Origin of the sequence: Kribbella soli (assembly GCF_004331345.1) — a bacterium.
Taxonomy (GTDB): Bacteria; Actinomycetota; Actinomycetes; order Propionibacteriales; family Kribbellaceae; genus Kribbella; species Kribbella soli.
In genome coordinates this window covers 903191-927066 of record NZ_SJJZ01000002.1, presented here as the reverse complement: position 1 = coordinate 927066, position 23876 = coordinate 903191, and the positions used below count along the sequence as shown (strand labels likewise).

The 23876-nt window shown below is 68.0% G+C and carries 25 protein-coding genes; 12 read left to right on the top strand and 13 right to left on the bottom strand.

The window, feature by feature from the left end:
* The first annotated feature begins 20 nt into the window (after positions 1-20).
* The 3 genes from E0H45_RS18630 (at position 21) to E0H45_RS18620 (ending at position 4148) form a co-directional block, all read left to right on the top strand.
* The gene (locus tag E0H45_RS18630; protein WP_131338917.1) at positions 21-2462 is read left to right on the top strand and encodes a X2-like carbohydrate binding domain-containing protein; all 2442 of its coding nucleotides are present in this window, start codon (positions 21-23) and stop codon (positions 2460-2462) included.
* A gap of 157 nt (positions 2463-2619) precedes the next feature.
* Positions 2620-3552, top strand: a complete 933-nt coding sequence (locus E0H45_RS18625) for a GTP-binding protein LepA (RefSeq protein ID WP_131338915.1) — start codon at positions 2620-2622, stop codon at positions 3550-3552.
* Positions 3549-4148, top strand: a complete 600-nt coding sequence (locus E0H45_RS18620; protein ID WP_131338913.1) for a TetR/AcrR family transcriptional regulator — start codon at positions 3549-3551, stop codon at positions 4146-4148. Before E0H45_RS18625 ends, E0H45_RS18620 begins: the two co-directional genes overlap by 4 nt.
* Positions 4149-4175: 27 nt before the next feature.
* Here the strand turns inward: E0H45_RS18620 and E0H45_RS18615 are convergent, their stop codons facing one another.
* Entirely contained in the window at positions 4176-4982 is an 807-nt protein-coding gene (locus tag E0H45_RS18615; RefSeq protein WP_131338911.1) for an NPP1 family protein, read from the bottom strand.
* Between the two features lie 158 nt (positions 4983-5140).
* Here E0H45_RS18615 and E0H45_RS18610 point away from each other — a divergent pair, with 158 nt between their 5' ends.
* A complete protein-coding gene (locus E0H45_RS18610; RefSeq protein WP_131338909.1) occupies positions 5141-5419 on the top strand; it encodes a hypothetical protein in 279 nt (92 codons plus the stop codon).
* Positions 5420-5468: 49 nt separating this feature from the next.
* On the top strand, positions 5469-7139 hold the full coding sequence (locus tag E0H45_RS18605; RefSeq protein WP_131338907.1) for an alpha-amylase family protein: 1671 nt from the start codon (positions 5469-5471) through the stop codon (positions 7137-7139).
* Between the two features lie 12 nt (positions 7140-7151).
* Here E0H45_RS18605 and E0H45_RS18600 read toward each other — a convergent pair whose 3' ends face one another.
* The gene (locus E0H45_RS18600; RefSeq protein ID WP_131338905.1) at positions 7152-8345 is read right to left on the bottom strand and encodes an MFS transporter; all 1194 of its coding nucleotides are present in this window, start codon (positions 8343-8345) and stop codon (positions 7152-7154) included.
* Between the two features lie 108 nt (positions 8346-8453).
* On the opposite strand from E0H45_RS18600, the gene E0H45_RS18595 reads away from it, so the two are divergent.
* Positions 8454-9023: a putative glycolipid-binding domain-containing protein gene (locus tag E0H45_RS18595; protein ID WP_131338903.1), complete on the top strand. Its 570-nt coding sequence runs from the start codon at positions 8454-8456 to the stop codon at positions 9021-9023.
* Positions 9024-9029: 6 nt separating this feature from the next.
* On the opposite strand, the gene crcB is transcribed toward E0H45_RS18595, so the two are convergent.
* The 5 genes from crcB to E0H45_RS18570 form a co-directional block, all read right to left on the bottom strand.
* Complete coding sequence (gene crcB / locus E0H45_RS18590; RefSeq protein ID WP_131338901.1) at positions 9030-9401, bottom strand: fluoride efflux transporter CrcB; 372 nt, start codon at positions 9399-9401, stop codon at positions 9030-9032.
* Entirely contained in the window at positions 9398-9865 is a 468-nt protein-coding gene (locus E0H45_RS18585; protein ID WP_202872386.1) for a fluoride efflux transporter FluC, read from the bottom strand. The genes crcB and E0H45_RS18585 overlap by 4 nt, the downstream gene beginning before the upstream one ends.
* 35 nt (positions 9866-9900) lie before the next feature.
* Complete coding sequence (locus tag E0H45_RS18580) at positions 9901-12267, bottom strand: GH92 family glycosyl hydrolase (RefSeq protein WP_131338899.1); 2367 nt, start codon at positions 12265-12267, stop codon at positions 9901-9903.
* A 109-nt stretch (positions 12268-12376) separates the two neighbouring features.
* The gene (locus E0H45_RS18575) at positions 12377-14683 is read right to left on the bottom strand and encodes an FdhF/YdeP family oxidoreductase (RefSeq protein WP_131338897.1); all 2307 of its coding nucleotides are present in this window, start codon (positions 14681-14683) and stop codon (positions 12377-12379) included.
* Positions 14684-14715: 32 nt separating this feature from the next.
* A complete protein-coding gene (locus E0H45_RS18570) occupies positions 14716-15963 on the bottom strand; it encodes a PucR family transcriptional regulator (RefSeq protein WP_131338895.1) in 1248 nt (415 codons plus the stop codon).
* A gap of 170 nt (positions 15964-16133) precedes the next feature.
* Here E0H45_RS18570 and E0H45_RS18565 point away from each other — a divergent pair, with 170 nt between their 5' ends.
* A complete protein-coding gene (locus tag E0H45_RS18565) occupies positions 16134-16586 on the top strand; it encodes a BON domain-containing protein (protein ID WP_131338893.1) in 453 nt (150 codons plus the stop codon).
* A gap of 9 nt (positions 16587-16595) precedes the next feature.
* Here E0H45_RS18565 and E0H45_RS18560 read toward each other — a convergent pair whose 3' ends face one another.
* Positions 16596-17543, bottom strand: a complete 948-nt coding sequence (locus E0H45_RS18560) for a hypothetical protein (protein ID WP_131338891.1) — start codon at positions 17541-17543, stop codon at positions 16596-16598.
* Positions 17544-18086: 543 nt separating this feature from the next.
* Between E0H45_RS18560 and E0H45_RS18555 the strand changes: the two genes are divergently transcribed.
* Complete coding sequence (locus E0H45_RS18555; protein WP_131338889.1) at positions 18087-18503, top strand: hypothetical protein; 417 nt, start codon at positions 18087-18089, stop codon at positions 18501-18503.
* Here E0H45_RS18555 and E0H45_RS18550 read toward each other — a convergent pair.
* Complete coding sequence (locus E0H45_RS18550; protein ID WP_131338887.1) at positions 18500-19465, bottom strand: zinc-binding dehydrogenase; 966 nt, start codon at positions 19463-19465, stop codon at positions 18500-18502. The genes E0H45_RS18555 and E0H45_RS18550 overlap by 4 nt on opposite strands.
* A 69-nt stretch (positions 19466-19534) precedes the next feature.
* On the opposite strand from E0H45_RS18550, the gene E0H45_RS18545 reads away from it, so the two are divergent.
* Positions 19535-20104, top strand: a complete 570-nt coding sequence (locus tag E0H45_RS18545) for a TetR/AcrR family transcriptional regulator (protein ID WP_131338885.1) — start codon at positions 19535-19537, stop codon at positions 20102-20104.
* Between the two features lie 58 nt (positions 20105-20162).
* Here the strand turns inward: E0H45_RS18545 and E0H45_RS18540 are convergent, their stop codons facing one another.
* The 3 genes from E0H45_RS18540 to E0H45_RS18525 all read right to left on the bottom strand — a co-directional run bounded on the left by E0H45_RS18540 (position 20163) and on the right by E0H45_RS18525 (position 21564).
* A complete protein-coding gene (locus E0H45_RS18540; protein ID WP_131338883.1) occupies positions 20163-20399 on the bottom strand; it encodes an antitoxin in 237 nt (78 codons plus the stop codon).
* 15 nt (positions 20400-20414) lie between these two features.
* Positions 20415-20828, bottom strand: a complete 414-nt coding sequence (locus E0H45_RS42500) for a hypothetical protein (RefSeq protein WP_165546509.1) — start codon at positions 20826-20828, stop codon at positions 20415-20417.
* Positions 20829-20988: 160 nt separating this feature from the next.
* The gene (locus E0H45_RS18525) at positions 20989-21564 is read right to left on the bottom strand and encodes a sigma-70 family RNA polymerase sigma factor (protein ID WP_131338879.1); all 576 of its coding nucleotides are present in this window, start codon (positions 21562-21564) and stop codon (positions 20989-20991) included.
* A 194-nt stretch (positions 21565-21758) separates the two neighbouring features.
* On the opposite strand from E0H45_RS18525, the gene E0H45_RS42495 reads away from it, so the two are divergent.
* The 3 genes from E0H45_RS42495 to E0H45_RS18515 are packed head-to-tail and all read left to right on the top strand — an operon-like array spanning position 21759 to position 22961.
* The gene (locus E0H45_RS42495) at positions 21759-21929 is read left to right on the top strand and encodes a helix-turn-helix domain-containing protein (RefSeq protein WP_165546508.1); all 171 of its coding nucleotides are present in this window, start codon (positions 21759-21761) and stop codon (positions 21927-21929) included.
* A gap of 30 nt (positions 21930-21959) precedes the next feature.
* Positions 21960-22406 (top strand): GNAT family N-acetyltransferase, encoded by a 447-nt coding sequence (locus E0H45_RS18520; RefSeq protein WP_131338877.1) that lies wholly within the window; start codon positions 21960-21962, stop codon positions 22404-22406.
* A gap of 57 nt (positions 22407-22463) precedes the next feature.
* Complete coding sequence (locus tag E0H45_RS18515; RefSeq protein WP_165546507.1) at positions 22464-22961, top strand: DUF2505 domain-containing protein; 498 nt, start codon at positions 22464-22466, stop codon at positions 22959-22961.
* On the opposite strand, the gene E0H45_RS18510 is transcribed toward E0H45_RS18515, so the two are convergent.
* Complete coding sequence (locus E0H45_RS18510) at positions 22953-23843, bottom strand: LysR family transcriptional regulator (RefSeq protein WP_202872385.1); 891 nt, start codon at positions 23841-23843, stop codon at positions 22953-22955. The genes E0H45_RS18515 and E0H45_RS18510 overlap by 9 nt on opposite strands.
* Positions 23844-23876: the final 33 nt, after the last annotated feature.

Below are 23876 nucleotides of genomic sequence, written 5' to 3'. Positions count from 1 at the left end.
TCTGGGAAGAGGTCACCGCCATGACCAGATCCGTTCGGAGCAGGGTGTTGCGGGCCGCACTTGCGGGGCTCGTAGTCGCCGGGCTGCTGCCGGCAGGTTTGAGTACGTCGACAGCAGCACCAGCAACCACCAGCGCGACCGCTGCGACCGAGCTACCAGGTCCCGCGGGAGACAAGGCCGCGCGGCCCTACATGGGCTGGAGCAGTTACAGCATGCAGGTGTACAACCCGAACGGCGGCAGCTGGATCACGGCGGATCAGCTGATCGCCCAGTCCGACGCGATGCACGCGAAGCTGCAGCCGTACGGGTACGAGTACATCAACATCGACGCCGGCTGGAACGACGGCATCGACGAGTACGGCCGGCCGACGCCGAGCAAGAAGCTCTACCCGAACGGCCTGCAGGCGGTCATCGACCACATCCACGCCAACGGCCAGAAGGTCGGCCTCTACACGATCCCGGGCATCAGCCAGGCCGTCATCGACGCGAAGCTGCCGATCTACGGCGCTCCAGGGTGCACGACCGGCGACCTGCCGGTGTTGCCGCTGCAGAAGGGCGACTACTGGGGCATCGGCTACCGCATCGACTTCTCGAAGCCGTGCGCGCAGAAGTACATCGACTCGATCGCGGACCTGTTCGGCTCGTGGGGCCTGGACTTCCTCAAGTTCGACAGCGTCACCCCGGGCTCGGGGATCAGCGACCTGTCGCTGGACGCCCGCGACGACGTGAAGGCCTGGTCGCAGGCCCTGAAGCGGAACAACATCTGGTTCGAGCTGTCCTGGGCGCTCGACATCAACTACGCCGACTACTGGAAGCAGTACGCGAACGGCTGGCGGATCGATTGGGACGTCGAGTGCTACTGCACAGGTACGGCGCTGACCGCCTGGCCGAACATCAACCGGCTGTTCCCGAAGCTCGCCGAATGGTGGCGGCACGCGGGACCGGGCGGCTGGAACGACCTCGACTCGCTCGATGTCGGCAACGGCCAGATGGACGGTATGACCAAGGACGAACGTCGTACGGCGGCAACGCTCTGGGCGGTGTCCGCGGCGCCGATGTACGTCGGCAACGACATGACCAGGCTGGACTCGTACGGCCTCGAACTGCTGACCAACCGCGAGGTGATCGCGGTCGACCAGGCCGGCCGTCCGGCGCACCCGCTGTCCATGAAGACCAACCGGCAGGTGTGGTTCGCGCTGAACTCGGACAGCTCGTACACCGTTGCCCTGTTCAACCTCGGCCAGACCGACGCCGACATGACGGTGAACTTCGCCGACCTCGGCCTGAACGGCGCCGGCAAGGTGCGTGACCTGTGGGCCCGCAAGGACCTCGGCACCTTCGCGTCGAGCTTCACCGCGAAGGACGTCCCGATCCACGGCGTCCGGCTGCTGAAGGTCACGCCGCAGAAGGGCGCCTCGATCAGCGTGAACGACGACGACCTCCGGGTCTCGTACGACGGCGCGTGGCAGCGCAACGACAACTACGAGGTACCCGCTGTTTCGCAGGCGCTGACCGTCGGTGTGACGGACTCGTCCGCGGCGAAGGCGGCCGACCTCCCGACGCGGACCGTCGAGGTCAACAACAACAGTCCGGAGATCGTCTACAGCGGCAACTGGAACTACAGCTCCGGTCGTGGTCTCGGCGACTACCAGGACGACGTTCAATGGACGGAGGGGAACGGCGACTCGTTCTCGTACAGCTTCGTCGGCACGGGTGTCGACTACGTGACCGAGACCGACGCGGGTCAAGGTGACGTCGACATCTACATCGACGGCGAGTTCAAGCAGACCGTGAGCACGTACCTCGATCCGGCGCAGGGTCACAACAAACCCCAGCAGGTCGTTTACAGCGTCTCGGATCTGCCGAACGGCAGTCACACGATCCGCGGCGTGAAGAAGTCCGGTCAGTTCATGCTGCTCGACAAGCTGAATGTCCGGCAGGAGAGTCTGCTGAACCCGGACACCGCGGTGTTCGACAAGAACGCGCCGGCCGATGTCAGCGTGCAGCTCGGGCGCGACCCGGCCGAGCTGGATGGGATCGCGAAGGCCGGCCAGGACCTGGTGAAGGGCACGGACTACACGGTCGACGGAAACGCGCTCACGATCAGCAAGGCCTACCTGGCGAACCTGCCGGTCGGGAACACGGCGCTCGACGTCCGGTTCCGCGGTGACTACCGCGACGACATCCACGCCACCAAGGCCGACGGCGCCTCGGTCAGCTTCACCTTCACCGGGACCGGCGTCGAATGGTGTACGGCGCTCGCACCGGACCAGGGCGACGCGGACGTGTACGTCGACGGCAAGCTGGTACGCCGGGTGAACCTGCACAACGACACCCGGGTGACGAACCGGACGGTGTTCTCCGCGACCGGGCTGAAGAACGCGCAACACGTCGTACGCATCGTCAAGGTGAACGGCGACGTACTCCGCAACGACACGATCCGCTACACGATCGCGAAGTAGACCGGGCAAGCAGCGGGTGGTGGTCCCGAGGGGCCGCCGCCCGCTGTTCTGTTGCGGGGGTCACAAGCTCTGACTGACTGATCAGTCAGTTACTTTGTTAGGCTTACCTCTGGGGGGATCGAGCGCGCATCCCTGTCGGATGAATGAGGTGCCGCCTATGTGGTTGAGCGATGTGACCGTTTCGCGCCGGCGAGGCCGCCGGCGGGAAGACTCCCGGCTTGCCGAGCATGTCGATCGGCTGGGCGAGGAGCACCCGCCGATCCCGCTCGGCAGCGTCGACTACACGATGAAGAAGCCCAGCCTGCTGGCCGAGCGGTTCGGTCCGGTGCTGGCCTACATGACCCGGGTCGAGCTCGAGGTCGAACGCAACGTGCTGGAACTGAACATCCTGCTGCCCGATCCGCCCGAGGTCGACCGGCACTTCTACGCGGACGTGTGGATGCCGCAGGAGACGCGCCACGGGCAGATCCTCGACAAGCTGCAGAACCTGATCGGCGTGGACCCGCACGAACCGAACCTCGCGGACGTCTCGTTCAGCCTCAAGTTCCTCGGGGCGCTCGGCCGGATGCCCGGCGTGCAGGACGTCAGCCGGATGCTCTATTACCTGACCGGGCTGGCCACCGAGCGGTCCGCGGTGATTGCCTACAACAAGTTTCATGCCGGGCTGGTCGGGCTGGGCGAGCGGGCCATCGCCGCAACGGTGGTCGCCCCGATCCGCCGCCAGGAGCCCGGGCACTTCGCGTACTACCAGATGGCCGCGCAGCAGCTGTGGGATCAGTTGTCAGGATGGCAGAAGTGGCTGACGCGCGGGCTGCGGAAGCGTACGTTCGAAGTGGTCGGCGCCTACAACAAACGTCAGGTAGCCGACTTCGGGGACGTGATGGAGGCGCTGAAGATGAGTGACGGTGGCGAGGCGGAACTGCGCGAGTACGCGCGGCAGGTCGGACGGGCCGAGCACGAACTGATGTGGGCGCACCGGCAGGGTATGCGGGTGCCGGACTATGTCTTCAAATCCCTGAAGCGAGCCGCCGTGCTCGCAGCTGAACGGAAAGGTGACGTCTGGCCTGCCGCCCAACCGGCAGGCTCATGACCGCTCCCGCGCACACGCGCCATGCCACGCGACCGTCCAAACGGCAGCTCATCATCGAGACCGCCGAGCGGCTGTTCGCCGAGCACGGGTACGACGCCACGTCGACGGCCCGGATCGCGACCGAGGCCGGCGTACCGTCGGGGCTGGTGTTCTACCACTTCGCGACCAAGCTGGACCTGCTGCTCGCGGTGGTGCAGGAGCGCCCGGCTCCCAGTGAGGTGCTGCGGTCCACGGCACGCGGACGAACGGTACGGCGGCGGTTGCGCGCGATCGTGGCGACGATGGCCGAGGAGCTGGAGCACGACCGCGCGGCCCGGATCATCGTGTTCCGGGAGGCGCAGGGGAGACCGGAGATCGCGTCCCGGGCAGCCGAGTTGTTCGCGGAGGCGACCGAGACCGTGGCCTGCGTGCTGGCCGGTGCCGAGGACGTGGTGGCCGATCGGGACCGGGTGCAGGCGGCCGCGGAGCTTGTGGTCAGCCGGGTGTTCCTCGACACCGTCGCGCTCGGGCAGGCCGAGACTGCCACCCATCGGCATGCCGCGATGATCGACCTGATCGCGGAGTCGCTGACGGACGGCGTGCGCGCCCAGGACTGAACGCGCACGCCTCCGTGATCTAGAGCGTCAGGCCCAGGGGTCGAAGGGGATGCCGGACGGCCTGGACGCGTTCAGCAGGTTGCGGAACCGGTCGTCCTTGTCGGTGATCTTGATCGTCGCGGACCCGAAGTCCGCGGTCATCAGGGTGTCGCGCAGCGACGTACTGGGGTAGCCGTTCCAGCCGACGAGCGGCGGGTAGCGCCAGTTGTGGTAGTGGTTCTCCGGCGGTTCGTCGTTGCTGTTGGCAAGCCGGAAGAAGTGCGTGCTCGCGCCGTCCTTGTGGTAGACGACCTTCGGGTGCGACCCGTCGAACCGGACCTGTGAACGTGTGTACGTGACCTGGCTCGAATGCTGCGTCGTGGTCACGTAATCGACCTGGTTGGTCGACTGGTTCACCCAGGAAATGACGTGCTCCCAGTCGTGCCGGTGGCCGCCGAGGCTGCTGCCCGGCAACGCCTGGTCCTTCTCGAAGTAGCTGGCGTACACGATCGCGCACCAGCCGTTGTTGCACTTCTCGCGGGAGTAGGTCTGGGAGTTGTCGAGGTCGGACTGGTCACGGCAGTTGCCGTTCACGTCGCCGGTCGGGTTGAGACCGGGGTTGAGCGTGCCGTCGGCTCCGATGGCGGGGGTGGCGTAGCAGCCGTCGGTGTCGTAGTCGTACGCCGGCGAGAACGACTGCTCGTACCCTCCGGCGTTCTGCGGCAGGCTCGGCGGCGGAGCGGCGTACGCCATCGCGGCCGAGGTGATCATCAGGGCGGCGGTTCCGAGCACGACGCCGAGGGTCCGGCGGAACGGACGTCTGGACGGGCCAGAGTCCGGCATGGGGTCCGGCATGGGATCGCTCCTTCGAAACTTAATTCAGGGCGGAAAGGAACGACACCGAGGATGGCAGAAAATCACCACTTCCGCCTATACGTCAGATGACTACAGTAGGAACGGACATCTGCCGCGGTGGGGAGACCGTGAGGAACGGCCGATGTCGTGGAGGACACGTGCCTGATGAGGAACAGGCGGGGCTCCAGCCTCCGCCGCCCGCACTGCCCGACGGATCGATGCCGACATACGGCGGTCACCCGTTGCCAGGAACCGCCGACCGTGAGTCACAGTCGGGCTCCTTCGGCTGGGGCCCGCATCTCGACCGCTTCGACCAACTCGACGCCGCCGACCCTGGCAAACCATCCGCCGAGAGCACGCTGCTGGTCGTTGCCTTGATCATCCTTGGCGGCGTGGCCGTGTCGGTGCTCGTCGCTGCGCTGTCGGTCCGCGTGTAGGAGCGCAAATCGGCGGGTACCGGCCGGGCGCGCGGGAAAGGACCGGAGCATGCGCCTGACCGAAACAGCGGACGTCTGGTGGAAGAACGCGGTCATCTACTGCTTGGACGTCGAGACGTTCTTCGACACCGACGGCGACGGGTGCGGAGACCTGCGTGGCGTGTGCCAGCGGATCGATCACCTGGCCGAGCTGGGGGTGACGTGCCTGTGGCTGATGCCGTTCTACCCGACGCCGGACCGTGACGACGGCTACGACATCACCGACTTCTACGGCGTCGACAGCCGGCTCGGGACCCATGGTGACCTGGTCGAGCTCATCACGCTGGCCCGGGATCGCGGCATCCGGGTGATCGCCGATCTCGTCGTCAACCACACCTCGGACCAGCACCCGTGGTTCCGGAGCGCGCGGGCGTCCCGCGAGTCGCCGTACCGCGGTTGGTACGTCTGGCGGGACGAGCCGCCGCCGGATGCGGACAAGGGCATCGTCTTCCCGGGCCAGGAGACGAGCCTGTGGCAGTACGACGAGCAGGCGGGTCAGTACTACCTGCACCGGTTCCGTAAGTTCCAGCCGGATCTCGACATCGCGAACCCGGAGGTCCGCGAGGAGATCGAGCGGGTGGTCGGCTTCTGGTCGGAGCTGGGCCTGTCCGGGTTCCGGGTGGACGCGGTGCCGTTCCTGCTCGACACCTCCGGCGCCGAGGACGCGGGTCGCCTGCCGGATCCGCACGACTACCTCCGGGACCTCCGGGCGTTCCTGGAGCGTCGGCACGGGCAGTCGATCCTGCTCGGCGAGGTCAATCTGCCCTATCCCGACGTACGGCGCTTCTTCGGCGACGAGGACGGCGACGAGCTGACGATGTGTTTCGACTTCATCGGGATGCAACGGCTCTACCTGTCGCTGGCCCGCAACGAGCCGGCCGAGCTGGTGAAGGCGTTGCGCGAGCGGCCGGATCCGCCCGAAGAGGGACAGTGGGGAACCTTCGTCCGCAACCACGACGAGCTGACGCTGGACAAGCTGTCCGACGCCGAGCGGCAGGAAGTGTTCGACGCGTTCGGGCCGGACAAGAACATGCAGCTCTACGGTCGCGGACTGCGGCGACGGCTGCCGCCGATGCTGGGCAACGACCCGGCACGGCTCCGGATGGTCTACAGCCTGTTGTTCTCGCTGCCGGGTACGCCGGTGCTGTTCTACGGCGAGGAGATCGGCCTGGGGGAGAACCTCGCCGCCGAGGACCGGCATGCGGTCCGAACGCCGATGCAATGGACCGCGGACGTCAACGGGGGCTTCTCGACGGCGGATCCGTCCCGGCTGCCGAGTCCACTGGCCGAAGGAGAGTTCGGTCCGGAGAAGGTGAATGTCGCCGCCCAGCGACGTGACCCCGACTCGCTGTTCAACTGGATGAAGCTGCTGGTCCGGCGGTACCGCGAGTGTCCCGAGCTGTCCTGGGGCTCGTGCACGATCCTCGAGACCGGCGCACCGTCGGTGTTCGCGCACCGCTCCGATCACGAAGGCGGCACGATCGTTGCCGTGCACAACTTCGCGGCCGAGCCGGCCGCCGTCACCTTGTCCCTGTCAGGTGCCGGCTCCGCAGACCGTGCGGTGAACCTGCTCGCCGAAGGCACGGCGACCGTCGACGACGGAGCGATCTCGCTCGACCTTGCGCCGTACGGCTGCTGCTGGCTGCGGATCGTGCGCCCGGGGGACCGCTATCTGGTGTGAATCGCCGGCCGGCTAGCTGTTCTCACGATTGCCGAATACGACGAAGGCGACGATCGCCAGCGCGGTCAGGCACGCCGGGATGAAGAAGACGTGCGGCAGGCCGATCGCGGCGACGCCGATACCGCCGATGGTGCCGCCGATCGCCGAGCCGACCGGGATCGCGCTCAGGAAGATGCCGGACGCGGTCCCGACGCCTTCGGGGTAGAGCCGTTGGGCGATCGAGACGCCGAGCGCGCCGACGCACGCCCACAACCCGGCGGTCAGCGCTTGGCCGACGAACAGGCCGACGACCGACGTACTGAGTGCGTAGGCGAGGTTGCCGGCCAGGCCGAGAACGGCGCCTGCTGTCATCGCGCGGATCGCGCCGAACCGGTCGGCCAGTCGCGCGACCACCGGGAGCAGCAGCAACTCGAGGAGCGGCTGGATGCCGATGACGACACCACGCATCGAGTCCGACACGTGCAACTGCTCGGCCATGTAGATCGGGAGGTAACCGAACTTGATCGTGTCGCCGGTCATCGCCAGAACACAGACCGCGGTGAAGACCAGCAACGGCATCATGTGGTCGATCCGGCGCCGCTCGGAGGGCGGGCCACCCTGCGGATCGTCGTACCGCTCGACGCGTTGCCGGCCGAGCGGAATCATCGCGGCGAACACGCACGCCGCTGTTGCCACCAGCAACGGACGGAGCCCGAAGGCGCCGCCGAACCAGCTGCCGAACACCGGGCCCAGGATCCAGCCGGTGGTGAACGCCATCCGGACGGTCGCGACGACCCGGTTCTCGGCCCGGGTCGGATGCCGACTCAACTCGTCACGGCAGGCCGCGAACAGCTGCGCCATCGAACCGCCGGCCACGCTCAACGCCAGCGCGCTGATCACGAACGGCATCCAGACCTCGGTCGCCGCCGCCATCGCGAGCCAGCCGGCCGCGCCGACGACCGAGCAGATCCGGAACCACAGGAGCCGGTCCTGGGTCCGGTCCGACCATCGCCCGACCAGGAACCCGGCGATCGGCGCGGCCAGATTCGTCACGTAGTACAGGCCGGCGACAGGCAGTGGGGTGTGGAGTTCCCGCACCAGGAACAGCGTGAGCTGCGGGGTCGCTGCCGAGAGACCGACCCCGGCGATGAGCAACGACAGGAACGCCGAACGGTAGAACTGCGACCGGAGCACAATGCCCAGCGCGGACTCCGACCGGTCCAGCATCCACCCCTCCACGGAAACGCCTACCGGCCAACGATAGGCGCACCCGAAGAATTCGACCGCCCCGTGTCACCCCTCGAACAGTTCTCCACGGCTGGTTAGGGTCGGGACATGGAACTGTGCGCGCTGCCTGCCGCTGCGTCGTGGACGCACAGCGGGGCTCGGGTCGGATTCGAGGTGCTGTTCGCCGACGCGGGCCGGTTGCGTGGTCGTACGTCGGCCCGCGAGGACGACTCGATCTGGTACGTCGGGTACGAGATCACCGTCGGCGCGGACTGGTCGACCGAGTCCGTGGAGGCGGTGAACGCGACGATCTCCGGTGATCATGAGGTTGCGTTGACACGTTTCCCGGGCGATCGCTGGACCGTGAACGGTGTAGCTCGGCCGGATCTCGACGGCTGCCGGGACGTGGACTTCGAGTCCTCGGCGGTCACGAACACGCTCCCGGTGCACCGGCTCGCGTTCGTTCCCGGTACGACGCTCGACGTGCCGGCTGCCTTCGTACAGGCCGACGATCTGGCCGTCGTGCGTCTCGAGCAGCGCTACACGCTCACGAGCTCCGACGAGCGAGGGCACGTGTTCCACTACGAGTCCGCGACGTTCGACTTCGAGTGTGAGCTGACGTTCGACGCTTCGGGTCTGGTGCTGGACTATCCGGGGATCGCGGTCCGCGATCGCTGATCTGGGTCAGCTCCAGATCGCCTGGCTGACGGCCGCGCCGAGGAACACGCTGCCGAGGCCCGCCACGATGCTCGCGGTGACGTTCGCGACCGCGAGGAAACGAGCGCGGTCCTCGTAGAGGCGGATCGTCTCGTACGAGAACGTCGAGTACGTCGTGAGCGCCCCGCAGAAACCGGTGCCGACGAGGAGCTGGACGTCGTGCGGGAGAGCGGAGGACGCGCCGACCAGGAAACCCAGGATCAGCGATCCCACGACGTTCACACTGAACGTTCCCCACGGAAACAGCGAGTCGTGCCGGGCCTGAACGGCGCGGTCGGCGATGTACCGCAGCGGCGCTCCGATCAGGCCGCCCGCGATCACGAGCAGCAGCCGCGTCATCGGGTCCTCCAGGTGATCAGCGCGCGCGTCGCGCTCACCGTGGCCCGGACCGCGAGCAGCGCGCCGAGAACGGTCGTGGCGAGGTAGAGCAACGCAATCCCGGCGTGCCGTCCAGTGACGAGCTGCTGGATGTCGACGGCGTACGTCGAGAACGTGGTGAACCCACCGAGCACGCCGGTGCCGAGAAACGGGCGGAGGAGCCGTTGCCGGGTGAGGACGTCGGTGACCAGCACCATCAGGATCCCGATCAGTCCGCAGCCGACCACGTTGATGACCAGCGTGCTCACCGGGAAACCGCCCGGCGGGGTGGGCCAGCCGAGCCCGACCAGGTACCTCGCGGCGGCGCCGATCGCACCGCCGGCGGCGATGGCCCCGAGGATGACCGGGTCGTATGCACGCTGGGCCCGGCCGTCGACCCGCAGGTCGACGTCAGAGTCAACCGGCCCTCTGGGCAAAGGGTTCACTCCGGTCAGGATAACTGTCGCCGTCGGCGGCCGTTTCAGTGGTCCACAGGCGGCGTCCCCCACTCCGAGGGCGCGGCACCCATCTGGACGGTGATCCGCCCGCCGCGCGTGACGAACGACTCGGGCAGCCAGGACTCGCCCCGCGCCCGGCCGTTCAGCGACAACCCTTGGACGTACTGGTTCGTGTCCGACGTTTCCGGTGCTTCGACCGTCAGCCGTACGCCGTTGCTCCGGTGTAGCTCGACCTTGGGAAACAGCGGGCTACCGACCAGCAACTCGGCCCGGCCCTGCGTCTGCGGGAAGAGCCCGATCGCGGCGAAGATGTACCACGCGGAGAGCGTGCCGAGATCATCGTTTCCCGGCAGCCCGGACGGACCGGTGCCGTAGACGGTGTCGACGATCTCCCGCGTGGTCGCCTGCGTCTTCGACGGCGCACCGAGACCGTTGTAGAGCCACGGCGTGTGCAGACCCGGCTCGTTCGTCGGGTCGTACCGCACCGGGCTGCCGCCTTTCACCGCCCAGTTGCCGTCGGCGTCGTGGAAGAACGCATCGAGCCGCTGCACCGCGGTCGTCGGTCCGCCCATCGAGGTGGCGAGACCGGACACGTCCTGCGGCACCATCCAGGTGTACGTCGACGTCGTACCTTGCGCGAATCCGACATCCGTCGACGGGCTGAACCCGTCCTGCCAGGTGCCGTCCGCCTTCCGCGCCCGCTGGTACCCGACGGCCGGGTCGAAGGTGTTCTTCCACCAACTGCCCCGGTCCTTCAGATCCGCCACATCCGCGCCGAGCCGGGCGCCCCACTGAGCGAGCGAGAAATCCGCAAGAGCGTTCTCCAGCGTTTCCGCAGCACCGCCCCAGCAATGGCAGGCGTCCTGCGGCGCGTAGTGCTTGGCGAGGTACGTGTTCAGCGCCGGCCGCTGTCCGGTGCACTGCCCTGGGCAGCCACCGTCGTTCTCCGCGTCCGCGTTCTGGACCCGGGCCTGGTGCACCAGCGAGTCGAAGGCGCCGCGGACGTCGAAGTTCGTGGCTCCCATCGCGACGAACGTCGCGAGCGTCGGCGCGGCAGGATCGCCGGTCATCACATGCGTGGCGCCGTTGTTGTGCAGCCAGCGGTCCCAGATCCCCTTGTTCTGCTGGGCGAACTGGTACATGGACTGCGCGTAGTCACCCGCGACGTCGGGCTTGAGCAACGCGAGCAACTGGATGTGAGCCCGGTACTGATCCCAGCCGGAGAACGTTCCGTACTGCGCTCTCTGGCCGCGCGCGAGCCGGTGGATCTTCAGGTCCGAACCGAGATAACGGCCATCGATGTCGTTGAAGATGTTCGGCTGCAGGAGCGTGTGGTAGAGCGCGGTGTAGAACGTGGTTCGTTGCGCGTCGGTCCCGCCGGTGACGCGGATCGCGTTCAGTTCGCGTCGCCAGTCGGCGTACCCGTCGGCTGCGATCTTGTCGGTGGCGGCGTTCGGCCTCAGCTCGGCGCGCAGGTTCTGCTCGGCGCCGGCCAGGCTGACGTAGGAGATGCCGAGCCGCATCCGTACTTCGGAGCCCGGCGCGAACGTGACGTACCCGCCGGAGCCGCGCCCGGCCCGGTCCGCTCCGGTGGCGTACCCCTCGCCGCCGGTCGTGTGCGTGCTGCCCGCAGCCAGCGTGCTGTCCTTCCAGGTGCCGTTGGCAACGATCGGCTGGTCGAAGGACGCGGTGAAGTACAGCCGGTAGTACGTCTTGCGGTTGTTCACGCCACCGTTCGCGCGACGCCCACAGAACGCGCCGGTCAGCACCGACCCGGTGACCTTGCGGTGGTTCGGGTCGATGGTGATCTCGGCGTCTTCGCTGCCGTTGAGCGAGTTCGACGTACGGAACAGCAGGTTCGCGGCCTGATCGGCCGGGAAGGTGAACTCACCGACGCCCGCGCGGGTGGTCACGGCGAGGTCGGTCTTCACGCCGGAGTCGAGCGTCACCGTGTAACGGCCGGGGAGCGCTCTCTCGTTCTCGTGCCGGAAATTGGTCGCGTACTTGGCGTCGGTCGTGTCGGCGGTCGGCGAGGAGTCGACCGTGCCGGCGTACGGCATGATCGGGATGTCGCCTGCGGCGCCCGGGTTGCAGCCGGCACCGCTGAGGTGGGTCAGGCTGAACCCGCGTACGCGCGTGACGTCGTACTGGTAACCGTTCGCGGCGCCGGTGCTGGTCTGGTCGCCGCGGGTGCTGGTCGGGCTCCACGAGATCATCCCGAACGGCCGCACCGCTCCCGGCCAGGTCGTCCCGTCCCGGGCCGATCCGATCAACGGGTCGACGTACCCCGCCGGATCGAACGTGGCCTGGTCGGGAGTGACGGGAGCAGCTTGGGCGGGAGCGGCGGGAGCCAGCAGAGCAACTGCGAGACCTAGGGCCACCAGGCGCATGCGAAGACCTTCCGTGGGCGGAACGGAGCGATCTCAGGGTAGGGGAGTTCGGTGACCAACGCCTGATGCACGGACGAACACCAATTGATCGGTGCGGGTCCCTGACCCGCTATCCCTGACGAGACGGAGCGACCCGGACCCTGATGTTCTTCATCAGGGGCTGGTCGCTCTGGGTGCTGTAGTCGGTGGCGGCGACGAGCACGTTCATCTCCGGCATGTACCCCGCGGCGTTGCCGCGGGGCATGTCGTACCGCAGGGCGCGGTACTCGCGGAGCACCCGGGTCGAGCCGTCCCGGGCGGTCGCGGTGATGTCGACGAGATCGCCCTGCCCGATGCCGCGGGCACTCATGTCGGCGGCGTTCATCAGGATCAGCGTGCGGAGGTTCTTGACGCCGCGGTACCGGTCGTTGTCGGAGTAGATCGTGGTGTTCCACTGGTCGTGCGAGCGCATCGTCTGCAGGATCAGGACATCGTCGTCGGTGGGCACCACGTCCGGCAGATCGGCGGTCGAGAACTCGGCGCGACCGCTGGGCGTCAGGAAGACGAGCTCGCGCGCGGGTTGCCGCAGCCGGAACCCGAGACGGTTGCGGACCCGCCGGTTGAAGTCCTCGAAGCCGTCGAGCGCCTTGGACATGATGTCGCGGATCCGGTCGTAGTCCTCGACGTACTCCGACCAGGGCGTCCGTGTCGCGGGCAGTGTCGCCTGGGCGATGCCGGCGATGATCGCGGGCTCGGAGAGCAGTGCCGGCGAGGCGGGACGTTTGCGGCCGATCGACAGATGGACCATGCTCATCGAGTCCTCGACCGACACCGACTGCGGGCCGGCGGCCTGTACGTCGAGCTCGGTCCGCCCGAGGCACGGCAGGATGAGCGCCTGGCGGCCGTGCACGAGGTGGCTGCGATTCAGTTTCGTACTGACCTGAACGGTGAGCTCGCACGAGCGCAGGGCATCACCGGTCGCGGCCGTGTCGGGCGCGGCGAGCGCGAAGTTGCCGCCCATTCCGACGAACACCTTGACCGATCCGTCCCGCATCGCGGCGATCGTGCGGACCGTGTCGAGGCCGGGTTCGCGCGGCGGATCGATCCCGCAGGCGGTGGCGAGCCGATCGAGGAACGTCGCGCTCGGCCGGTGGTCGATACCGCAGGTGCGGTTGCCCTGCACGTTGCTGTGACCGCGGACCGGCGACGGGCCCGCGCCTTCCCGGCCGATGTTGCCGCGCAACAGCAGCAGGTTGACGAGCTCGCGGACGGTGTCCACACCGTGCTCGTGCTGCGTCACGCCGAGACACCAACTGATCAACGTACGCCGGGATTGCGAGTAGATCGTCGCGGCCCGGCGGATGTCCGCCTCCGTCAGGCCGGACTGCCGTTCGAGGTCGGCCCAGTCGGTGTCCTCGCAGATCTTCCGGTACGCCGCGAACCCGTCGGTGTACCGCTCGAGGAACACCTCGTCGAGGGCCTTGCGATCGGTCCGCGCCTCCTCGAGGACCGCTTTCGCGATGCCCCGCAGCAGTGCGAGATCGCCGCCGACCCGGACCTGCAGGTTCAGGGTGCTCGTCGGCGTGGACCTGAACAGCGCCATGTCGACGAACTCGTGCGGCACGATCGTGCGCCCGGCCGCGGCCTCGACGAGCGGGTTGATGTGCACGATCTGCGCGCCGCGCCGGTACGCGTCCGACAGCGCGGTCAGCATCCGGGGCGCGTTCGACGCGGCGTTCACCCCGAGGACGAAGATCGCCTCGGCGTTGTCCCAGTCGCGAAGGTCCGCCGTACCCTTGCCGGTTCCGAGGGCGGCCTGGAGTGCGCGGCCGGACGCCTCGTGGCACATGTTCGAGCAGTCCGGCAGGTTGTTGGTCCCGTACTCGCGTGCGAACAGCTGGTACAGGAACGTCGCCTCGTTGCTCAGGCGGCCGGATGTGTAGAAGGACGCCTGGTTGGGGGAGTCGAGCGCGCGCAGCTGGTCTGCGATCAGGTCGAAGGCGGCCTGCCAGGTGAGCGGTACGTAGCGGTCCGTCGCGGCGTCGTACACCATCGGCTCGGTCAGCCGGCCGACGTCCTCCAGCGCGAAGTCGGTCCAGCTCTCCAGCTCGGTGACGGTGTGCTGCGCGAAGAACTCACGGCCGGCGCGCTTCGGGGTCATCTCCCAGACGACGTGCTTGACGCCGTTCTCGCACAGGTCGAGTTTCAGACCGTCGACCGCGTCCGGCCAGGCACATCCGGGACAGTCGAACCCGCCGTTCTCGTGGTTCATCTTCAGCATCGCGCGCGGCCCGGACACCACCGCGTGCTCCGTGCCGAGGACCCGCGCCACGGACATCGCCGCGCCCCAGCCCGCGGACGGGTGGTGATAGTCCTTCTGCGACCACTCGGCCTCGGTCTCCGGTCCGTCGCCGCCGGGGTTCACCGTCTCGCTCATGCTGTGCTGCTCCCTCCGCCTGGAGTCGCATCCTAGGAACGAGTCTGCGCCTGCCGGTCGGTTCTGGCGGTCACGTTGTCGGCGCCGACAGCGGGTGTCGTGAGCGGCAACAGCCGGACGGCGTACGCCGCGGCTGCGAGCTCGGAGGCCTGCCGCGGGTCTGACAACGATCGCCCGGTCAGCTCCTGCAGGCGGCGCAGGCGATAGCGGACCGTGTTCGGATGACAGTGCAGGACCTCGCCGGCTTGTTCGGCCGAACCGCCGTGGTCGAGGTCGGCGTCCAAGGTGTCGAGCACTACGGCGCGATCGTCGCCGGGCAGTGCGAGCACCGGGCCGAGCACCTGATGCGCGATCCGGCGGCCCTCGCGCGGATCCATCGCCATCATCCCGGCGAGCGGACTCGAGTCGAACACCTGTACCTCGGTGCGTCCGGCCGGCACCGTGACCAGCGCCGTCCGGGCGAGCTGCAGCGCCCGCGGCGTCTCGGACAGCGAGCGGTACGGCGGACTCACGCCGGTCCGCGCCGTCGCCGATTTCTGCAGGAGCGTCATGACCGAGCCGTCGGATTCGGCCGGCAGCGAGATCAGACCGAGCTGCAGCGCCGGAGTCAGCCGCCAGCCGGAGACGACGCCGCGGCCGGCAAGCTGCTTCTCGATACCGGGCAGGCTCTCCTCGGCCAGGCCACGGGTCTCGGCGGCGACCACGACCAATTGGCTGTCGGGTGGGAAGCCGAGCAGCGAGGCAGCCTCCCACGGGCCGCCCTCCGGACCCGGATGCCCGGTCAACAGGGCTTCCACGAGCGCCGAACGGCGTTGCTGCCGGGCCAGCAGGATCTCGGCCGTCGCTGCCCGGTACGACTCGGTGACAGCTATCGCGTGCTCGTCGGTGAGTTGCCAGATCAGGCTCGCCCCGGACAGCAGCGCGTCGGCCGCGGTCGGCTGCCGGTTGCTCCGTGAGTGTGCGACGAGTGCGTCCCAGACGGTCGCCCAGCAGACCCGGTACGCCTGCAGCACCTCGGGCAGCGGCGCCGACTGCTGCGCCCGTCGCCTGCCGGTGTCCTTGGGAGCGCGCAGGTCCAGCGGAGCGTGCGGATCGCGCAGAGCGGCGAGCAGGAACCGCAGGTTGTGCCCGACGGAGCGGCGCAGTTCGGCCACCGGGACGACCTGGGCGTCCCGGTAGAACGGGATCCGCGCGAGGATCGCGCCGCAGGCGTCCTCGGTCAGCTCAGGCAGCCGGTCTTCCGCCCACGCGGCAAGGTCTGCCAACTCGGTGCCACTCATAGGAAACCTCCCTCGGTGCCTCATCTCAACACACTCTCCGCTGACCTGGTGGCATCCGCGCGAGCGTGGTCTGGCGGCGCGGACAAGCCGATCTGTTCGCGCCGACAGACTTTGTGGTCGTCCACGGCCGGGCCCGTCACGCCGGGAATAGCGTGCCGACGACCAGGCAGGTGACCACTCGGAGGCTGATGATGAGTGACGAGCAGTTGCAGGGCGCGGTCAACACGGCGATCTTCTTCGATCGGACGGTCGACAGCGTCGCGATCGTGGCCGAGGTCGACGGCGGTGTCGTGACGTTGCGCGGGACGGTCGGGAGCGACCGGGAGAAGGAGCAGACCGAGCACGACGTACTGCGGGTCGACGGCGTCACCGCCGTCCACAACGAGCTGGTGGTGACGGCGCTGGACGCGGCGACCCGGGACGACGCCGATCTGCGGGGCGCCGTCCTCCAGGCGCTGGCGCTGGAGGACGGCGTACCGGAGTCCGTCGACGCGAACGTCGTGGACGGGTGGGTCACGTTGAGAGGCACCGCGACGCACGATCAGTGCGACCGCGCCGAGGCCGTGGTGACCCGGTTGGAAGCGGTCAAGGGCGTGACCAACGACGTACAGGTGGTTGCCTAGCCTAGTTGGCTAGCCGCCGTTCAGGACGTCGTACTTCGGGGCGATGCGGAAGTACTGCGGGTCGGAGAAGGTCAGCGGGACCTTGCCCAGACTCTTGATCACGGTGCTCGTGCCGTTGGCGTGACCAACGGCGTACAGGTAACCGGACTTGGTTTCCTTGTCGATGCCGAGCAACAGCGTGCCGCTCGCGCCGCACTTGGTCGCGATCAGCTGCTCGAAGCCCTGCCAGGTCGTGCCGCGGACCACCTTGCTGGTCGGTGCGGCCAGGTACTTCGTCGGCCAGGTGACGGTGACCAGCGCGCCGGACCTGGTGTTGGCGAGGAATGTCTCCGAGGTCGCGGTGCGGCCGATCAGCGCGATCCCCTTGACCGTGCTCAGACCGCCGACACCGGAGGTGATGCGCCAGCCGCTGCCGTCGGAGATCCAGCGCTGGGTGACACCGTCGGTGCGCTGGCCGTACAGCAGTGTGCGGGACGGATCCCCGGCGTTCGCCGGGCGCAGGACCGACTGCTCGATCCAGCGGTAGTTGGACCAGCCGCTGCCGATCCGGAGGTTGTTGTGCGGGTAGTGCGGATCGAGCTGGCTCTGGCTGTCGACGACGAACGAGCTGGAGTACAGCGCGCCGCCCATGACGGTGAGACCGGACCGCGACTCGCCGCTGCCGAGCGGCGTGCCGGTGAACGTGCTGATGTGCTGGACCTGGTTCGCCGGGAACACCCCGGCCGTCCCCCGGACCCCGCCGATGGTGATCGGTGCGGTGGCGTTGACCATCCGGCTGGTGAACGCGCCGGTCGACGTCACCGACCCGAGCCGCAGCGCGCACGCCGCGGTGGTTGCCGTCGTGCTGCCCGACGCGGACTGTGCGGTCGACTTGGCCTGGGCCGACGGCACCATGGCCGCCCCGAGGCCCAACGCGAGCACGCCTGCCGAGGCCAGACCTACGGTCTTACGAAACATCTGGATCGTCCTCCCCTGTACGCGGAGGCACCCCAGCCTCCGTCGTACCGCATTGGAATCCGGCCGCCGCCGAAAAGTTGCCGGTCGTGTTGGAGCAAAATCCCGGCCGGATCCGGGGCTGAGGTTGGGGCTGACCGGGGGACGGCAAGGGGCGTACGTCGAAGCCGAAAGTTCTCGCGGCGCGGACGAGTCCTTCCGGCCGCACGCGCCCCGCAGTCGTTCTCCGCGTCCTGGTTCCCGCCGTCCTCGTGCTGTCGATGATCCCGGACCTGTTGCTCCTGGCCACCAAGTTCATCCCGGACACATCGGGCACCGCGGTCGCGGGCCTGATGTTCATGCATGTGGTCGTGACGGCTGTCGGCGTACCTGCCTACCGGTTGGCCGGCCCGAAATGTAAGGGCGATGTGACGTCCGCGACAGCGCCTGGAGGGCTCGGTCGGCCGTGCTTCCTGGTAGACACGGGCGTGAGTACGTGTCGCCGACAGGGAAGCGGATTCGATGGTGATGGCGTGGCGGTTCGGTGCCGTTGACGTCGATGCCGTCATGTCGGTACTCCGTGACGCGGCAACCTTCGCGGACTGGATGGTCGCCGTACCGCCGGAACTTCGCGCCGGCCCGAACTGGCCACAGGTGGGAAGCGTCATCCTGCGCGACGACGGCCGCGAGCCGCGCGCACGGCACGCCTACAACCGCCAGCTGCTCGTCGCGGTCGTCGAGCGTTGGCGGCCCGACAGCGAGCTGGTCGTGCGTCTGCGCAGTGGGCTGGGCGGTTGGGTCCAGGTGGCGGTCAAGGTGCAACCGCGCCCCGGCGGTTCGTTGATCGAGGTCCGCTCCGAACCACTCACCGCCACCGCCCGCCTGCGCTACACCGGCACCGCACGCGGCCGCGCCGAGGAGCGCTGCGCGCAGGTCGCCGAGAACCTGATCGCCTTGGCCACCGTCGACGAACCCGAGGACTAGGCCGGCGTCAGGACGATCCGCCCGAAGACCTCGCCGTCCTCCATCTTCTGATGCGCCAGTACGGCGTCGTCCAGCGGCAACTGCTCATGGATCACCAGCGGCAGCCGACCGTCTGCCGCGGCGGCGAACTGCTCGGTTCTGACCGTACGGCGATCTGCGGGCGAGACCGTGTCCGCACTGAAGGTTGCGAAGGACAACGACTTACGGAAGTTGGCCATCAACGTGATGCCCAGGTCAGCCGGTGGTGGGCCCGCGATCGCTCCGACGGCGACGAGCCGGCCGTTCGGTCGTAGCTTGTCGAGGAACGCCGGCAGCTCCGGGCCGGCGACGACGTCGATGATCAGGTCGTACGCCGGGGGAGCAGTGGCATCGCCCGACCCGGACCGATCCAGAACGTGCGTCGCGCCGACCTCGCGCAACAGTTCACCGCGTGCCGCCGACGAGGTGGTGACAGCGACCGCCGATGCACCGCCCCGCGCGGCGAGGCGGACAGCGAGGATGCCGATGCTCCCGGCAGCGCCACGCACCAGAACGGACTCGCCGGGGCTGAAGTGCGCGTGCTTCAAACCGAAGTGCGCGACGATGCCGGAGCTGCCGAGCGTCACCGAGCCCGCCGCGGACAGGCCGGCCGGCAGCGGTACGACGTCCTCGACCGCAGCGATCGCTTGCTCGGCGTACCCGCCACCGAGGCCCGTGAACGCCCAGACCCGTTGGCCGATCCAGGAGCTCTCCGTGTCGGGGCCGACAGCAACCACGGTCCCGGCGACCTCCGATCCCGGCACGAGACCTTCGCGAAATCCCCACGTGGCAAGGGAACCGCTGCGAATCAGCGCGTCGACACCGCCGACCCCGATCGCCTCGACCGCGACCACCACCTCACCTTCACCGGGCTCCGGCGCCGGCACGTCGACGACGCTCAGCCCTTCAGGACCGCCGAACGCCTTGATCACCACTGCCTTCACTTCTCGTCTCCTCTCGACTGTTTCCGAGACTAAGTGGACGCACCCGTCCGGTTGGCTAGAGTGAGAGGAGTGAAGGATCGATTGCCTCAGAAACTGCGCGCCGACGCGGAGGACAACCGCGAGCGGATCCTGGCCTCGGCCCGGGCGCTGTTCGCGAGCGAAGGGCTGGCCGTGCCGATGCGCGAGATCGCCCGGCACGCCGGTGTCGGTCCCGCGACGCTGTACCGCCGTTACCCGACCAAGCAGGCGCTGGCGACCGCGGCCTTCGCCGAACAGGTCCGTGCCTGTCAGGCAATCGTCGAAGAGGGGCTTGCGGCAACGGATCCCTGGCAGGGGTTCTGTCTGGTGATCGAGCGGATCTGCGAGCTGCACGTCCGCAATCGAGGGTTCACCGATGCGTTCCTGGCGACGTACCCCGATGCGGTCGACAGTTCGGCGAGTCGCGAGCTGACGCTGAAGTCGGTGGCCACTTTGGCCCGGCGGGCGAAGGCGCGAGGTCAGCTCCGGCGGGACTTCGAGTTGAGTGATCTCGTCATCATGCTCACCGCGCACCGGGGTCTGCAGGCGTCGACGCCGGCTCGGCGGTTGGCTGCCTCGCGGAGGTTCGCCGCGCTGACCGTTCAAGCCTTCCGTGCTTGAAAATGCCTGAGGCGGCCGTGGGGAATTCCCACGGCCGCCTCAGTGCGCAGGCGTTCGATCAGCCCTGGTTGTCAGGGATGTCGTCGTTCTGGCCGTCCAGCCCGTCGAGCTGGTCCTTCGCCACGCCGACGCCCTGGTCGATCTTGTCGCCGTACTGGCCGCCGGTCTTCTCGTCGACGAAGTCGCCGGCCTTGTCCAGGCCGTCGGCGACCTTGTCACCGTGGCCGTCGACCAGGTCGGCCGCCTTGTCCTTCAGGCCCTCGGCAGCGTCCTTGATGTTGTCGAATACGCCCATGTGCGTGATCCCCGATCAGTTTCCGTAGTTGCTGTTGTCGTTGCTGTCGCCGTCGTTCGAGGAGCCGTAGCCGCCCTCCGACGAACGCTCGTTGCCGTCACCGGAGTCGTCCCCCGAACCGTAGCTGCTGCCACCGTCGTTGGAGTCGTCGCCGGAGCCGTCGTTGTTGCCGGACTCTTCGCCCGATCCGTAGCTGTTGCCGGACTCTTCGCGCTGGCCGTAGTCGCCGCCGCCGCTGTTGGAGTCGTCGCCCGAACCGTAGCTGCTGCCCGACTCGTTGCCGGATTCCCCTCCGCTGGAATCCTGCCCGAAGTCGTTGCCGCCGCTGTTGGAGTCGTTACCCGAGCCGTAGCTGTTGCCGGAATCCTCCCGACCGCCCTGCTCGCCGTACTGGCTCTCGTTGTTCTGCTCGTCGTAAGGATTGCTCATGCGATATCTCCCCGTGAGATATGAGTTGTCGACCGCCCAGTGCAGAACCAAGCCGTACGACGGGGCGGTCGTGAGCCGGATGGCACCCGCCCTTTCCTACCGGAACGTAGGATGCGGCGCAAGGACTCCGTCGCGTGTCTCGCGTGCCTTCACGAACCGGTCACTCGATGATTCGGCGCAGCCGGTTCGTCGCCCGGAACTGGAGTTGTTTGACGGCTCCGTCGGTGCGGTCCATCGCGGCAGCGGTCTCGCTGATCGACAGACCCGCGAAGAACCGCAGCAGCAGGCACTCGCGCTGGTCGTCCGGCAGCAGGGAGAGAGCGCCGCGCAGCGCGGCCTCGCTCACCGACGCCAGTGCGGCCTGCTCGGGTCCGATGGAATCGTCGACCTGCGGGTCGACCTCGTCGGTGACGATCGCCAGCCGGCTCCAGCCGGAGCGGTGATGGTCGATCACCACGTTCCGGGCGATGGTGACCAGCCAGGCCGCGAAGTTCAGGTGCGCCCGCGGCCGGCGGGCGATCGCGCGGAACGCCCGCAGGAACGTCTCGCTGGTCAGATCCTCGGCCGCGCTGCGGGACGAGGTCTTGCTGTAGGTGTAGCGGTAGATCGACGGCAGGTACCGATCGTAGAGCCGGCCGAAGGCCGCTCCGTCACCCGCTTGCGCGAGCCGGATCAGTTCGTCCTCGTCGTCGAGATCGTCGGAAACTGCGACAGTTGCGGCGGTGTGTATGGACATGTGTCGGTTACGCACCGCCCGGTGCGAAGTTATTGATGGCCATGCGCTTCCTAAGCCCCGTTCTCAGTCAGCTACGCGGTGAACATCACGAAAAGGTTACCGAAAGTCGCCCACCGTGTCATCACCTATCCGCTCAGTGTCTGAAAACTCAGTGATCGACGGTCCGGCGGCCGAAAACACCTCGATCGAGCTCGATGGCCGTCGAACCGCGGTCCGTGCTGGTGCCGGTCCTCTTGATGCTGTCGGTGACGCACCACTGCAATACGCTGGAGTCGGCCGGCCTGATCGAACGCGTCCGCCAAGGAAAGCGGATCCTGGTCCGCCGAACGACGCGCGGCGCCGGGCCGGTTGAACTGTTCACCTAAGTAGTTGCTGCAAGCAACGGTGTAGGAGCTATGGAAGACGTCCACCTCCGGCCGGCCACCGCCGCCGACGACGAGTTCCTGTACGACCTGCACCGGCGCGCACTGGGCGATGTCATCGAGGCGACCTGGGGCCCGTGGGACGACGACGTACAACGGGAGTTCCACCGGAAGTGGTTCGCGCCGGCGACCGTCGAGATCATCCTGGTCGGAGGACGGTCGGCCGGGATGGTGCAAGCAGCAATGATCGAGGCCGGCGTGTTCTACATCTCCCGGATCGAGATCGCGCCCGAGGTACAGGGCGGCGGCGTCGGTGCGACGTTGTTGCGCGGGCTCGTCGATCGCGCCCGCGCGTCGGGTGCGAACGCCGTCGAGTTGCACGTGCTGCAACTGAATCGTGCGCGTGACTTGTACGAACGCCTCGGCTTTCGGGTGGTCGAAGTGGAGCCTCCCAAGGTGCGGATGCGCTTGGTTCTGTGAGGCAGGAAGCTGCAGTGGGCGTGGCTGTGGGTTGGCGGGCGGTGCAAGATGGGGCGCATGGATCTGTCTCTCGCCACGTCGTACGACGCCTCTCCGGAGGAAGTGTTCGCGATGATCACCGACGTCACGTTCCAGGAGCAGGTGTTCCAGCGGTTGCAGGCGCAGACGTACGACGTCGTGGTGGGCGATGACGGTGACGACCTGGCGGTTCAGCTCCACTGGCAGACGCAGGTTTCCGACGTACCGGTGGTGGCCCGCAGGTTCGTCGGGAACACGCTGGAACTGGAGCAGTCGAAAGTCTGGCATCGCCCCGACATCGACGGCGCGCGGCTGGCCGAGGTCGGCGGTGCACTCGCCGGCGTGCCGGTGAAGCTGACGGGTACGACGCGGATCGTTCCGGACGGACGCGGGACGACGCAGGCGTTCGATCTGCACGTGACGGCGTCGGTTCCGGTCGTCGGCGCCCGCCTCGAGATCCTGGTGGCGGAGGCGGTGCGGGTTCGGCTCGAGAAGAAGTTCGAGGTCGCGTGGTCCTGGCTGTCCGGATCACTCTGAATCGAGACCTGACCAGTTCCAGGTGGTGATTGCCGTGCGCATCAGTTGGGCGGCGGTGGTCAGGCTGGCGTCGGCGCTCCAGAGCAGCGACAGGGTACGGCGGCACTCGGGGTGGTCGACCGGGATCGCGGCGACCGGGTAGCTGGGGATCGAGCGGCGGGCGAAGTCGGGGTTGAAGCCGATGCCGAGGCCCGCGCGGATCAGTTCCTGGATGGCCGCGGCCTCGTCGCTCTCGCAGACGATCCGCGGCGTCACTCCGGTGTCGGCGAACAACCGGTCGAGCAGCCGGCGTTGCCAGTGGCCTTTGCGGGCGATGACGAACGGCTCGTCGACGAGATCCTCGACCGCGACCGACGTACGGCTTGCCAGTGGATGGTCGAGTGGCGTCACCACCCGCACGGCTTCGTCGAGCAGGACAGCTGATTCCAGGCCGGCGCTCGGCACCGGCTGGGATGCGACGCAGAGGTCGATGTCCTGCGCGCGCAGCCGTCGCGGCATCTCGTCGGCCGACATCTGCTGCAGCTCGATCTCGATGGCCGGGTGGTCGCGTTTGAAGCCGGCGACCGATTCGGTGAGGGCGAGGAACGTCTCGGCCGCGAGTCGCACGCTGCCCGAACCCTGCACGGCCGCATCGGTGACGGCCCGTCGCCCGGCGTCGAGCTCCCCGAGTGCGCGTTCGACGTACCCGCGGAACAGGACGCCGGCCGGATTCAGCCGGAGGCGGGCGGCGCGGTCGAACAGCGGCGTACCGAGTTCGCTCTCCAGGCGGGCGATCGTGCGGCTCAGCGACGGTTGCGCGACGTGGAGTTCGTCGGCGGCGCGGCTGAGGTGTTCGAGGCGGGCGACGACGACGAACTGGCGGAGCATGGTCAGGTCCATCATGACCCTTCCGTCATAACGATATAGCGATATTGG